General features: G+C 29.0%; 23 protein-coding genes. 13 read left to right on the top strand and 10 right to left on the bottom strand.

Going from position 1 to position 12,229, the window contains the following annotated elements:
- Window positions 1–163 precede the first annotated feature (163 nt).
- From ACJDTP_RS05605 to ACJDTP_RS05595, 3 genes are read right to left on the bottom strand one after another with little or no spacing between them, the layout of a single operon-like run.
- Window positions 164–1,825, bottom strand: coding sequence for a recombinase family protein (locus ACJDTP_RS05605; RefSeq protein WP_406760719.1), 1,662 nt, complete (start codon window positions 1,823–1,825; stop codon window positions 164–166).
- A 52-nt stretch (window positions 1,826–1,877) separates the two neighbouring features.
- Window positions 1,878–2,459 carry a Uma2 family endonuclease gene (locus ACJDTP_RS05600; protein ID WP_406760718.1) on the bottom strand — a complete coding sequence of 194 codons (582 nt, stop codon included), beginning with the start codon at window positions 2,457–2,459 and terminating at the stop codon, window positions 1,878–1,880.
- A gap of 24 nt (window positions 2,460–2,483) precedes the next feature.
- Window positions 2,484–2,987: a helix-turn-helix domain-containing protein gene (locus ACJDTP_RS05595; RefSeq protein WP_406760717.1), complete on the bottom strand. Its 504-nt coding sequence runs from the start codon at window positions 2,985–2,987 to the stop codon at window positions 2,484–2,486.
- Between the two features lie 219 nt (window positions 2,988–3,206).
- Here ACJDTP_RS05595 and ACJDTP_RS05590 point away from each other — a divergent pair, with 219 nt between their 5' ends.
- Window positions 3,207–3,356 (top strand): hypothetical protein, encoded by a 150-nt coding sequence (locus tag ACJDTP_RS05590; protein WP_406760716.1) that lies wholly within the window; start codon window positions 3,207–3,209, stop codon window positions 3,354–3,356.
- A 244-nt stretch (window positions 3,357–3,600) separates the two neighbouring features.
- Here ACJDTP_RS05590 and ACJDTP_RS05585 read toward each other — a convergent pair whose 3' ends face one another.
- The 3 genes from ACJDTP_RS05585 to ACJDTP_RS05575 all read right to left on the bottom strand — a co-directional run bounded on the left by ACJDTP_RS05585 (window position 3,601) and on the right by ACJDTP_RS05575 (window position 4,712).
- On the bottom strand, window positions 3,601–3,810 hold the full coding sequence (locus ACJDTP_RS05585; RefSeq protein WP_406760715.1) for a hypothetical protein: 210 nt from the start codon (window positions 3,808–3,810) through the stop codon (window positions 3,601–3,603).
- A gap of 109 nt (window positions 3,811–3,919) precedes the next feature.
- On the bottom strand, window positions 3,920–4,276 hold the full coding sequence (locus tag ACJDTP_RS05580) for a hypothetical protein (protein ID WP_406760714.1): 357 nt from the start codon (window positions 4,274–4,276) through the stop codon (window positions 3,920–3,922).
- Between the two features lie 112 nt (window positions 4,277–4,388).
- Window positions 4,389–4,712, bottom strand: coding sequence for a hypothetical protein (locus tag ACJDTP_RS05575; protein WP_406760713.1), 324 nt, complete (start codon window positions 4,710–4,712; stop codon window positions 4,389–4,391).
- A gap of 74 nt (window positions 4,713–4,786) precedes the next feature.
- On the opposite strand from ACJDTP_RS05575, the gene ACJDTP_RS05570 reads away from it, so the two are divergent.
- Window positions 4,787–5,005: a hypothetical protein gene (locus tag ACJDTP_RS05570; RefSeq protein WP_406760712.1), complete on the top strand. Its 219-nt coding sequence runs from the start codon at window positions 4,787–4,789 to the stop codon at window positions 5,003–5,005.
- Here the strand turns inward: ACJDTP_RS05570 and ACJDTP_RS05565 are convergent.
- Window positions 4,986–5,276, bottom strand: coding sequence for a hypothetical protein (locus ACJDTP_RS05565; protein WP_406760711.1), 291 nt, complete (start codon window positions 5,274–5,276; stop codon window positions 4,986–4,988). The two genes, ACJDTP_RS05570 and ACJDTP_RS05565, sit on opposite strands and share 20 nt — an antisense overlap.
- A 76-nt stretch (window positions 5,277–5,352) precedes the next feature.
- Here ACJDTP_RS05565 and ACJDTP_RS05560 point away from each other — a divergent pair, with 76 nt between their 5' ends.
- The 11 genes from ACJDTP_RS05560 (at window position 5,353) to ACJDTP_RS05510 (ending at window position 10,292) form a co-directional block, all read left to right on the top strand.
- Window positions 5,353–5,505 (top strand): hypothetical protein, encoded by a 153-nt coding sequence (locus ACJDTP_RS05560; RefSeq protein WP_406760710.1) that lies wholly within the window; start codon window positions 5,353–5,355, stop codon window positions 5,503–5,505.
- A 144-nt stretch (window positions 5,506–5,649) separates the two neighbouring features.
- Window positions 5,650–5,889 (top strand): AbrB/MazE/SpoVT family DNA-binding domain-containing protein, encoded by a 240-nt coding sequence (locus ACJDTP_RS05555; protein WP_406760709.1) that lies wholly within the window; start codon window positions 5,650–5,652, stop codon window positions 5,887–5,889.
- A gap of 7 nt (window positions 5,890–5,896) precedes the next feature.
- Window positions 5,897–6,040, top strand: coding sequence for an aspartyl-phosphate phosphatase Spo0E family protein (locus tag ACJDTP_RS05550; RefSeq protein ID WP_406760708.1), 144 nt, complete (start codon window positions 5,897–5,899; stop codon window positions 6,038–6,040).
- Window positions 6,041–6,256: 216 nt separating this feature from the next.
- Window positions 6,257–6,991 (top strand): rolling circle replication-associated protein, encoded by a 735-nt coding sequence (locus ACJDTP_RS05545; RefSeq protein WP_406760707.1) that lies wholly within the window; start codon window positions 6,257–6,259, stop codon window positions 6,989–6,991.
- The gene (locus ACJDTP_RS05540) at window positions 6,988–7,194 is read left to right on the top strand and encodes a hypothetical protein (RefSeq protein ID WP_406760706.1); all 207 of its coding nucleotides are present in this window, start codon (window positions 6,988–6,990) and stop codon (window positions 7,192–7,194) included. Before ACJDTP_RS05545 ends, ACJDTP_RS05540 begins: the two co-directional genes overlap by 4 nt.
- A gap of 31 nt (window positions 7,195–7,225) precedes the next feature.
- Window positions 7,226–7,390, top strand: a complete 165-nt coding sequence (locus ACJDTP_RS05535) for a transcriptional regulator (protein WP_406760705.1) — start codon at window positions 7,226–7,228, stop codon at window positions 7,388–7,390.
- Between the two features lie 29 nt (window positions 7,391–7,419).
- Entirely contained in the window at window positions 7,420–8,172 is a 753-nt protein-coding gene (locus ACJDTP_RS05530) for a ParA family protein (protein ID WP_406760704.1), read from the top strand.
- Between the two features lie 14 nt (window positions 8,173–8,186).
- Window positions 8,187–8,591: a YopX family protein gene (locus tag ACJDTP_RS05525; RefSeq protein WP_406760703.1), complete on the top strand. Its 405-nt coding sequence runs from the start codon at window positions 8,187–8,189 to the stop codon at window positions 8,589–8,591.
- Window positions 8,584–9,606, top strand: coding sequence for a ParB/RepB/Spo0J family partition protein (locus tag ACJDTP_RS05520; protein WP_406760702.1), 1,023 nt, complete (start codon window positions 8,584–8,586; stop codon window positions 9,604–9,606). The genes ACJDTP_RS05525 and ACJDTP_RS05520 overlap by 8 nt, the downstream gene beginning before the upstream one ends.
- A gap of 24 nt (window positions 9,607–9,630) precedes the next feature.
- On the top strand, window positions 9,631–9,822 hold the full coding sequence (locus ACJDTP_RS05515) for a hypothetical protein (protein WP_406760701.1): 192 nt from the start codon (window positions 9,631–9,633) through the stop codon (window positions 9,820–9,822).
- A gap of 125 nt (window positions 9,823–9,947) precedes the next feature.
- The gene (locus tag ACJDTP_RS05510; RefSeq protein WP_406760700.1) at window positions 9,948–10,292 is read left to right on the top strand and encodes a hypothetical protein; all 345 of its coding nucleotides are present in this window, start codon (window positions 9,948–9,950) and stop codon (window positions 10,290–10,292) included.
- Window positions 10,293–10,416: 124 nt separating this feature from the next.
- On the opposite strand, the gene ACJDTP_RS05505 is transcribed toward ACJDTP_RS05510, so the two are convergent.
- The 3 genes from ACJDTP_RS05505 to ACJDTP_RS05495 form a co-directional block, all read right to left on the bottom strand.
- Complete coding sequence (locus tag ACJDTP_RS05505; RefSeq protein ID WP_406760699.1) at window positions 10,417–10,740, bottom strand: hypothetical protein; 324 nt, start codon at window positions 10,738–10,740, stop codon at window positions 10,417–10,419.
- Window positions 10,741–11,009: 269 nt separating this feature from the next.
- Window positions 11,010–11,327, bottom strand: coding sequence for a hypothetical protein (locus ACJDTP_RS05500; protein WP_406760698.1), 318 nt, complete (start codon window positions 11,325–11,327; stop codon window positions 11,010–11,012).
- A 147-nt stretch (window positions 11,328–11,474) separates the two neighbouring features.
- Window positions 11,475–12,229: transposase (locus ACJDTP_RS05495; RefSeq protein WP_406760697.1), on the bottom strand; the 755-nt coding region annotated here is incomplete at its 5' end.

Below are 12,229 nucleotides of genomic sequence, written 5' to 3'. Positions count from 1 at the left end.
ACTATAGAAATTGTAATTTATACGGAGGAACAATAATGAACTTTGATATAGAAAAACTAGATAGCCAAATGGCTAGTGATGAAAAAAAATTATTCTTTATACAAACTTATGGTTGTCCGTTGGTAGAAGTAAAGAAGAATTGCAAGGCGTGATAAATAGATGGTTAAGAGTTATATATAAATGTTACATTTAATCCATTTTTAAATTGTAGGCTTAAAACCTGCCTATCTTTTACTATAATTTTATCAATTAAGTTGTTAATAAAGTCTTTTATTAATTCTCTTCCAACATTCTGTATCAGTTCTTTTACTTTTATATTACCTTCAATAAGTTTAGTTGAAAGTTCAAGGGTTGTAACGTCTAAGAAAAATTTAAAATTATAAACTGATGCATCAATGGATTGAATTTCATTGATTTTTTTATTAAGTTCTTTTATTTTATCTGTAATTTTATTCTTTTTTAAGAAATAATCCTTTTTCGACATATCATTATCTTCAAATAGATATAGATCTTCTAATCTATCTAAAGCTCTCTGCTGCTTTTTCAATTCTGATTCTAAGTTGTTTGAATCAATATTTGTAATTGGAGAATTAAAATCTGATTTTTTAGCGGGCTTAAAAGTATTGCTTTGTGAATGAAATATTGAATTATATATATCTTTAATTTCTTCAATTCCGACAATATCTTTGAAGCAGGTACCTTTTAAAAGTTTAGATTCAAGTTCTTCAGAGTTCATTTTCTTTTTGGATTTAGAAATTTTAATCATATTAGATATAAAATTTAATGTGAAGTTGCCTATTATAGTATCACTAATTGTTTTTTGACTGCATCCTAAATGATTATATCTACCTGAACATGTATATAAACTAGGGGTATAACCATCAAGACTAGTTTTATCAGATTTAGCATAAAAACTATTATTACATTCTCCACATTCAAGAAGTCCAGCAAATATATGAACTTTAGATGTACGCCTAAATCGAGCACTATTTTTATTTGCATTAAGATCCATTATTTTATTGCATTCATCCCAAAGTTTTTCGTTTATTATTGCATCGTGATTATTAGGAATTACAATCCACTCATTTTCATCTTTAATTTTTCCATGACCAGGTACTCTATAATTATATCTATAAGTGCCTTTATAAAATGGATTTCTTATTACATCACATATAGTTTTAGTGGTCCAGCGGCCGTCTTTTTTTGTTTTTATTCCAGAAGTATTTAAAAGTTTAGTAACAGCAGAAGAGGATTCGCTTTTTAAATAAGTATCGTAAATTATTTCAACTGTATTCCTTTCTTCATCATCAATAACGGGAAATTTGATATTTTTATCCCATTTATACCCTAGAGGAATAGGTGCACCATTCCATAATCCCTTACTAGCTCTATCAAGCATTACTGAAGTAACTCTTTCACCAGTAAGTTTTCTTTCAAGCTCTGCAAATACCAGGATTATTTTGAGCATTGCTTCGCCCATGGCGGTACTTGTATCGAATTGCTCATTTTTACTTACAAAAGTACAATCATACCTTTTTAACTCATCATACATGGAACAAAAGTCTAAAAGATTTCTAGATATTCTATCAATTTTCCATACAAGCAGATGAGAAAATTCGCCTTGTTTTATTCTATTAAACATTTCCTGAAACGCTGGTCTATCTGTATTTTTTCCACTATATCCAGCATCCTCAAAAATTTCGTATTCTTCAATTCCAAGAACAAATTTCGAATAATTTATCATATCATTCTTTTGTAGCGGAAGAGAATCTTTATCAATTTGATGTGTAGTCGACACTCTTACATAAATAGCTGATTTGTTCATAAATTCCTCCTTAGTTTTAAAGAGCTATGATATTCATAACTCTTTAAACGTTTTATAAAAGATTTAATGATTTAAAATCTATCTCTAAATCATTATAAATATTAACTTTTACTTTATCATTAAATGTGTATGATGTAGGAGCATCATAGCCATTATCAGTTAATGTATAAACAAAGATACTTTTTTTCATAGGATTAACTATCCAATATTCTCTAACTTTGAATTGTTCGTATAAATTTAATTTTTTTATATAATCATTTCTAGGATTGAAAGGAGATACAATTTCAACTATCATATCGGGCGAGCCGACACAGCCTTTATCAGTTAGTTTGTTTTTATCACATATAACTGATATATCTGGTTGAACTATATTTCTACTATAACCTGGCTCTTCATCATCATCTTTTAATACTACATCAAATGGAGCTGGATAAACTTTGCATAGACCATTATTTGACTTAATATAATTTCTTATTTCAAATGATATTTCCATTATTAGTTCTTGATGTATTCTGCTTGGAGCTGGTGACATTGCTGAAATTCTACCGTCTATAATTTCGACTGGTTCATCATCTGAAAATTTCAAGTAATCATCATAAGTGTAGATTTGATTATTTATTGGATTTATAGACATTAATATCACATCCTTTCAAGCATCTTAAGCGCCTTCTTGCTTTTCTGAAACTGATAATATTTCCCCTTTTGATTCAGCGTCAAGTTCAAGAGCATAAGCTTCAAGTTCTTTCTTTTTATGATCTTCAAAAGTTTCTTCTTTAGTAGCTGCACTATCATCGGTATTGGAAAATCCAGAAAACATATTTCTTATAATTGCTCCTATATTATCCCTATCAGATTGACTTAATTTTAAATAAGCTTCAAAGGCTCTCTTTTCAGCATCCTTTAAATTATATTTAGCTGCCAATTGATCTAAAAGTTCATCAGATTTTTTATCAAATATAGGTAATTCACCAGCACGAAGCCAATTCTCATTTACATCAAATGAATTACAAATTAAAATAACTGTTCTATCAGTAACATTTCTGTCTCCAGATTCCATTTGACCTATAGCAGTTGATTTTAAGCCTATCTTTTCACCGAAATTAGCTTGAGTTAGATTTAATACTTCTTTTCTTAAGTGTTTTATTCGTTCGCCTATAGTCATTTTTTCACCTCCCAAGATAAAAGTAACACAAAAAATCTCACAAAGCAATATTTTTTTAAAAAAACTATTGACTGTAATATTGTTTTGTGAGATTATAATATCACAAAGCAATATTACATACCTAAAACTTAATAGCAACTACATTCAGTAGTTTTTCAGCTATATAGCAAACCGTTGGTAGAAGAAACTTTAAAAATTAATTATAAGGAGGACAAAATTATGATTTCTAGGAAGATAACACTTGAAGAAGAAAGAAAGTTAGAAAAAGATATATCATTATTTGCACAATTATCTGAAAAAGATAAAGGTTTTGTAATGGGAACTATTTGGGCACTATTAGCAAAGCAAAAAGAACCAGTAAAAAATTAGTTATGATTTTTTGGGGAGAGAGGCGATAAAAGAAGATGGATATAAACATGATATTTAGTTACAGATATTCGAATCAGAGTAAAGAAATAGAAAGAAGTATAACGCCACTAATAAGAAAAATAATAAAATAACCAGTGAAAAAGTAAATTATGAAATTAAGTCTGAAGATTTAAACTGCGGAAAATTACAAACTATTAGAAAGGAAAGAGGACTTAGAGTATGTTTATCTCTAAGCCGGTAAGAGTTATAGTATTTTTACTGCTTCGATTTCTTCGTAATCTATATATTCAAGTGGTTCTTTTTTACTTGAAGCGTTAAAACATAAGAACGTAGAAATGTAGTCAGAGTTTTGATCTTCAACAATATATATTTCGGCATAATCCATGCCATCATCTTTCATTTCCTTTATATGATCATATAATTCTGAAACTTTTACAGTAATAGAGTAAGCCATTAAATAACTCCCTTCGCACGTAGTGGTGTGGTATAACCCCAAATATATTATATGGGGATGTCAAAAAAAATAGCAATGTAAGGAAAAAAGAAAAAATTAATTGGAGTTATTAACTAAAAATATCAATACCAAAAGCTTGTAGTTGTAAATCGAATTGAGACATTAAATATTCAATTTCAGAAAGATATTTTTCGCTTTTAGCCTTTACATCCAAACCTATTTTAATATTAGAGTTTGCTTTTAAAATAATGTATTTCCAAAAGTTTAGACAAATGCAGGTGGCAAAAATTTCATTAACATAAATTTTTGCTTCGTGGTTAAGAAACTTTTTTCTAGCGCTTTTAGCTAATAAGTCAATCTGATGTTTTTCGTCAGTAAGATATTCAGTATTTTTGGCCGCAACAAATAAATCTATAGCCTTAACTAATATAAGAATATCGTTAGTATATAATCGGTTATTAATCATAAGTAAACACTACCTTCTAACAAATTTGTTTTAATGATAAACAAAAAGGAATGGAGGTGATGTATTTGAGCCCAAGAATTAGCTTGTTAAGATCTTTTTCGAATTTAGAATACTATTTCCACAAAGTTATTTTATAGTTCATGACTGAATTAGGTTTACCAATATAATCAATAGAAACCATCTCAGCAAAACTCATATTTAGTATATTACAAGCAGTAGGAATTAATGCATTTAGCTCTTCCAATGTAATTTTAAAATTAAATATAGCATTTATACAATGATAAAGTTCAATTGAGTATACAGCATTAAATTTAGAACCTAGAAACAGCATATCATATTTTTTCATAATCCGTTCAATGTTATCTGGTTTAGAAATAATACTTGCAGTTTTAAGCTCGGTTAGTGTATTAATTAGATTTTGTAAATGTATATTCATTAGTATCCCCCTTCCGACATAATTTTACCACAATTTATCAAATAAAGAAATAAGAAGGAAAGGAAGTGATGTAGATGTATTTGAAGAACAAAGAGCTAGAAAAGTTTTTGGATTATGTCTTAGATAAAGTAGAAGAGTGTTATAAGAAAGAAGTAGAAATGGCTATGAATGACTTTTTGAAAGAAACCGCTCTTAAAGTACCAGTTCAAGAGCAGCCTGAGTTTGTACCACTAGATAGTTCTGGAATAATACATTCAAAAAACGATCCAGGTATTAAATGTCAAAGTAATTAAAGATATTATCCTTAATAAATTTCCATTGTTCTTCAGATAACCAGCCTTGATAATTCGTTTTTTTAGCTTCAACTATTATAAGACGATCGTTTGAATCTAAATAAGATTTTATGTTATCAAATATTTGGTTAGATGTGAGATTAGATTTTATTAAGTATGAAGATTTCCAATAAGAGCACCAAGAAATAGAAGAATCCTTTATAGCTTTTATTACATTATCATAATCTTGACCAGATTTATTAAGGTCATAAGTAATCATATATGCACTCATAAAATACACCCCCTTTCAACATAATTTTACTATAATTTGTTGAAATAAGAAATAAAAAGGAAAGAAGGTGATGCAATTGGATATGACTATAGAAAAGGCAGAAGAGATATTAAAAGCTAGAGGAATAAAGAAAGAAGATTTATCAAGAGCGTTAAAAGAAAATGCTCTTGAGATAGGGATGTTTACTATGCCATTCCCTAAATCTATAGAGCAGGAATCTAACAACTAAAGACAGGCTGAAAAGCCTTAAAATTTTACGCTTTTTAATTTTAAAAAAAGTATTTCCAGTTTATGTTATTAAATAAATTTTTAATATAGAACAGTGCTAACATAATTAATTTAAATTAATAAAAATTGAAGGGAGAAATCAGAAATGAAATCAACAGGAGTAGTAAGAAGAGTAGACGAACTAGGAAGGATTGTAATTCCTATAGAATTAAGGAGAACTTTAGATATTGCAGAAAAGGATTCATTAGAAATTTATGTAGATGGTGGACAAGTAATCTTAAAGAAATATGAACCTGCTTGCATATTCTGCGGTGAGGGAAGAGACATAATTAATTATAAAGGTAAGAATATTTGTAAGAACTGCTTAAATGAAATTAAGAGGTAGAGAGTTTATGGAAGAATTAAGACAAAAACTCATTAAAAGTATTGAGGAAAATGGAAGAGAATCACTTGTTACAATTCAGACAAGCCAAGAATTGGACAAACTTATAGTTGAAGAGCAATTAAGGATGATGAGATGTAGAGGCGTATGTTAAGTATTTGCAAAAAGTATATAAAAAACTACTGTGATTGCTGGAACAATCATAGTAGTTAAGCCATACATTTACTAAAAATTCTGTAAAAATAGTATACCAAATGTATGGCAAAAAATCAAGGGAAATCAATGCTTTGAGACTTGATAAATCTATTAACTTTAGGACATAAATAAGAAATTAAAGATTTAACAGAAGAGTAAAAGAGAGGTTATAGATATGCCATATGTTAGGAAAGAAACTGTTGCAGGTAAGACAGTAGAAGTGGAAAAGTATTACACATATAAATTTAAAGCTAAGGGAGTAAAAAGAGGAGAAGTAAGAAAATCAACTAGTGAAGAACAAGAAAAAATAAATTTAAAACATGCAGAGAAAAAGTTGAGAATAAAAATAAATGCTAATTATGAAGAAGGGGATTTTCATATGATTTCTGATTACAGAAAAAATGAAAGACCATTAGACAGAAAAGAAATGAGAGAAGATGCAGATGAATTTCTTAGGAAGTTAAGAAAAGAATACAAAAAACAAGGTAAAGAGTTAAAGTATATCCATGTAATGGAAATTGGGAGTAAAGGAGCGATGCACCATCATTGGATAATAAATTGCATTGATACAAAAATACTTCAGAAATGTTGGCCAAAGGGTAGAATAAAAGTTTTCCCATTAGATGAAACAGGACAATATGGAGAACTAGCAGCTTATTTGATAAAACAAACAAGTAAAACGAAAGAATTACAAAGTAAGAAATGGAGCTGTAGTAAAAATTTAATAACTCCAGAGCCAGATATAGAAATAATAAGTGATAGAGAATGGTTCAGGAACGTTCCACAACCTAAGAAGGGATATTATATAGATAAAAATTCCATACAAAAGGGGATAAGTGAATTCACAGGATATGGATATTTGAGGTATACAATGATAAAAATTTCTGGTATAGAGGTGAAAAAGGAGTGAGTCATGAAAAAGCGGCAATGTTTATGCAAGAGGTAAAAAGAGAGGGAGAAATAGCAAGATTAAAAGCTAAATGTAGACATGCAAGTGAAGTGCTTGAAAAAATAGATAAATCAATAATAGATTGGGATTTAACAACAGATGAAAATAAAGATGATCTTAGAGATTGGATAGATGCAGTAAGAGAATATTTAAGTAAAGAGTAGGTTATTTAGATTTGATAAGGAAGTGAAGAAGTTGAAATATAAGCAAAAATTTACGCCACATGAACTTACGAAGAAAACCGTTAGTGATATTGAAAAAAGAAGGCAGTTAAGGAAAACAGGAGAGAGACAAGCTAAAGATCATTGCTTTCAAAATATGGAGAAGATTGCAAGAAAGCTTTCCTACGGAAGGTATTAAATAAAAAAATAAGAAAAGAGGTTTTAATTATGAGCATGAAAGTTATTTCAATTATTAATTTAAAAGGTGGAGTCGGTAAGACTATCAGCAGTGTAAATATTGCTCACATTTTATCCACAATCCACAATAAAAAAGTTTTAATTGTGGATAATGACAAGCAAGGTAATACATCAAGATTGTTTGGTGTTAAGGATGCGACTAAAAGTATAGCAGATATCATGGTGGAAAGCTGCATAAATGTAAAAACAGTTATAAAACCAACTATATACAACGATTTAGATATAATTCCAGCTAATATGGATTTGTTAGAAGCTAATCTTGCAGTGATAACAGATGATGAAATAGAAGGAAAAGCATCTATATTAAAAAATGCATTAGACCAGGTAAAGAATGAATATGATTATTGTATTATAGATAATCCTCCAGACATAAATCTAAGTGTTATTAATGCTTTAGTAGCATCAAATGATGTATTGATTCCAATACGTATAGATCAATTTGCACTTGATGGAATGAAGGATCTTATAGAACAGATAAACAATGTAGAGACAGCAAGATTAAAAGGGTGCTTTATAACTCAATTTTCTAAAAACAAAATGAATTTAAGTAAGTTAGAAGAGTTAAGAAAAAGTTCAAACTATCCAATATTAAATACAGTTATAAGAAGGACAGTTAAAGTTGAGGAAAGTACATTTGAAAATTTACCATTATTAGAGTTCTCAAAACGTTGTAATGCATCAAGAGATTATGTAGCTCTTGTAGAGGAATGCTTAAAGTTATAGAAGGGGGAGATAATATGGGGCCTAAATTAAAATTCAAACTTGTTAATAGTAAAACAAAAGAAATAGTTGATTATATGAATTGTAGTATAGCTATAGCAGATGGAACTGTTCAGTCATTTAATAGAAAAGGTGAATTGGAAGGAACGGCAGCAAATGCTCATTTAAAACCAATTCAATATGCCAATAAAGATGATATTAATAAAAAAGAAATATATTACGGATTTATTGTAAAGAGAGAAATTGGAGCTCCTGGGGATGAAGAAATAATAGGAGTTGCGATATTTGATGAATGCCAATGGTGGATAGAAAATAAAAAACAAAGAAGAGCAGTACCTTTATTTTCCGAGACTGCTATTGATACAATCATAGGAACTATTTATCAGAATCCGGAGTTATATGAGGTAGCAGGATATGAGTAAAAAATTTAATATGATGAATCTTATAAACAGCAAAAGTAATGGAATTAAGGAAATTAATACAAAAGATTATAAAAGAATAAAGTTAAATCCGTATGATGTAATTCCTTCGCAAAGTAACTTTTATAGTCAAGATAATATTGAGGAATTAGCAGATACATTTTTATTAGTAGGACAGCAGCAACCAAGTGTATTAGGGCGTGTAAATGGAGAATTTAAAATAATAAGTGGACATAGAAGAAACTTAGCTAATATTCTTAATATCGAAAGAGGACATAAGGAATTTGAAGAGGTTGAATACTTATATAAAGATATGACAGAAGCCATGTTTGAATTATCTCTTATAGTAGGTAACGCCTTTACTAGGAAGCTTACTCCATATGAAGAAACTGAACAAGCTCTAAGATTAAAAAAAGCATTAGTAAGAGCACGAGATGAAGATGGATTAGATATAAAAGGGAAGTTAAGAAACATTATAGCTGAATTAATGAATACAAGCAGCACACAAGTCGCAAGGATGGAGGCTATTAATAATAATCTAACTGAAGAAGCTAAGGAACAATTTAAAGAAGGGAAAATTGGGATCACATTAGCACATGAAATTAGTAGATTGTCTGAAGAAGAACAAAAGGAAATAGCTGAAAAAGTATCTAATGGAGAAGAAATAAAATCTAAAGATATAACAACAATTGTTCAAGAGACTAGAAAAGAAACGGTGTCCGTTTCGGACACCAAGGAAAGTGAAGATAATAATTCAGATTTAGTAATAGTAAACAATGATGTGATTGATAAAGAAACTGGCGAAATAGTAGAACAAAAGGTACCGCAATATTTAGAGAAAAAGGTCATTGACAGAATAAAAGAAATGACAATAGATGAAATGGCAGAGTTCTTATGTGAAAGATGTACAGGCATAGGCGGTGGAAATGGATGTTCAGGACTTTGTGATCTAGCAATCACATGTAAGTATAAGAATAGATATGAGATATGTATACAGTGGCTAAAATCAAAGCAATAGTAAATCAAATAGGAAGGTGAAGTAATGATGGGATTTAAAAAACTTATTGAAAAGAAACAAGAAAATAAAACTAAATTAGAAATAACTTTAGAATATGTTAGTGGATCTAAAAGAGCTACAGAAACATTCAAGGCATATGCATTGCTAGGAAAATGGATAGCATTAAATTTTAAAAGAATAAGAATTATAGGTATAAAAGTCAATGGAGATTATTGAACCTTGCAGGACTAGGAGTGCTAATAGGCAGGGATTACACAATTGCTAAGTTAGTTAAGGTTACTGCAAGTTATTAGTAAATGGAGAGGGCGATAATGCTCTCTTCTAAAATAAAGGTTGATTAGATGAATAAGAAATCAGATTTAGAACAATTAAGCTTTTTTAAACATGAGGGAAAGTTAGTAGATAAGTCACAGATACAATATGATGCAACAATATGTGGTATATGTTTATGCGGTAAATGTAATAAGAATTGTGAAACTCATGTATCGCATATGAGTAAAGAAGAATGCTTAGCACTAGACGAACCATGTTGGAATTGTGATGAATGCTATTTTTATGGAATGGATGATGAAACATTAAATAAAAATATAGTTAGATTTAAATGTGATAACTTTGAAATGACAAAACATTTTGTAGATCTATATGCTCAGAGACAAAGAAAAAAATTCAAGATAATAGCTTTTTAATATTTAGATATTAAAAAATAAAGGATTTAAAATGGTATGTGAAGAAGAAGAGTATGATATGTAAATACTAAGCAGTTTATAGAAATGGCATGAATTAATAAAAGAGACAATCTAAAAGTCTCTTTTATGATAATAATACAGTACCATCTCCATAAATTATAATTGAGTAATCAAATTTAAGTGGTGGTAAGATTTGTTGAGGAACTTCAGGATTTAATCTTACTAATGCTTCTATAGTTTGATCAGAAGCAACAACTAAAATTATGGCTCTACTATTAGAGGGAGTAATTCTTGCTGTAAGAGCAGTACCTACTAATAAATTTGCATCTCTTACATTGTGAATACCTTGAGTTAATGTTCTTGGCGGATGTTGAGCAAATACACTTATTGAATTCATTGAAAAGGATAGAAAGAATAGAATAGAAAAAATGTAAATAAATTTTTTCATTAGTATAACCACCTTTAATATCAAATTTTATCATATAAATATATTATTAGTATACGAACTTAAGGAATAATTATTCAGAATGTAAATAATTAAGTATAGTTAAATACCAAATCGTAATACAAAATAAGCGCCTATAAATATAAGCACTTATAAAAAATAACAATAGAAATTTCCTGATGTTGTGTATTAAATAATTACCACCATTAAGCATTATATGAAATTCAAAAAAATATATATTTAAGCAATAAATATGATGATTAGATTGATCGTCAAGAAAAAACCAAAGTACCATTACCAACTATTACAAAAGTATAGTCATATTCGATAGGCAAAAGGGCATACTGTTGAGATTGAGGTTTTAAACGTATAGCTTGCTGCATAAGTTGATTAGAATCAAATATAACCAGTGTTACAGTAGCATTTTGAGAGACATTTTGAATTTTGGGGGATATATTTGGTGATAAATTTAAATCTTTTGCTGTATATATTCCTTGAGCATATACTTTTTGCTGAGCTATAACAGCTGATATATTAATACTAAATGATAGAAGTAAAAAAATAGAGAATATAGAAATAAATTTTTTCATTAGATTGCCTGCCTTTCATGAATTAAGTTATATATTTAAGACCAGCTAATAATAGTCAAGTTAATTTTCAAAAAAAAAGTTTTTGGAAAAAGAGTATGGCAAACAAACCGTTTCAAAACACGAACGGTTACAGAAATTGGAATAAAATTAAGCGACTTTGTTTAAAGAGTTATTTTCTAGGAACATTTGCTTATGTATTTTGGGATCTCTTTGCTCAAACGGAGTTTGATTTCGGAGAACAGCAAAAATGTAGTTTATAATTTTATGCATTATAGCGACTAAGGCGATTTTAGGCTTTTTGCCTTTAAGGTTTATTTGATAATAATCTAATAGGACTTTATTTATAGGAACTCCATTACGATTGTTACGGATTGAAGCTAGTGCAACAGAATATAATGCTCTTCGACCGATTCGAGTTCCTCTTTTTGAAATTTTATTATCATCGCCTTTAAAATTACCTGATTGATTAACTGAGCTATCAATACCAAAGAAAGCTACAAGATGTTTGGGCTTAAGAAAACCATCAATATCACCTATTTCAGCTATTATAGTAATAGCAGTTAATTGCCCTATGCCAGGAATTGAATCAATTAGTTCAATATTAGCTCTAATAGATTCAGGAAAAGTTTCAGACTGTATAAAATTGTTAATTTTCTGTAGCAATGTATCAATCTCTGATTGAATAGTTTTTATTAATGTTATAGAGCTGGCTATTTTGACGGCTAAACCGTCTAACGGTAAGCCAATTATTTTAGCTTCATTAGCAACCTTAAATAATTTGGAATATGTATTTTCCGACCAGATAATGCCCTTTTTAGAGCTATTAAGGAAAATCTTAATTATATTTTCCTTAGGTGCCTCTAAAATTGATTGTGGCGTTGGATATTGACTTAAAAGCTCAA

Origin of the sequence: Candidatus Clostridium helianthi, from assembly GCF_045310795.1 — a bacterium.
Taxonomy (GTDB): Bacteria; Bacillota; Clostridia; order Clostridiales; family Clostridiaceae; genus Clostridium; species Clostridium helianthi.
The sequence above is the reverse complement of the archived record's forward strand: the minus strand, read 5'-3'. Positions and strand labels throughout refer to the sequence as shown.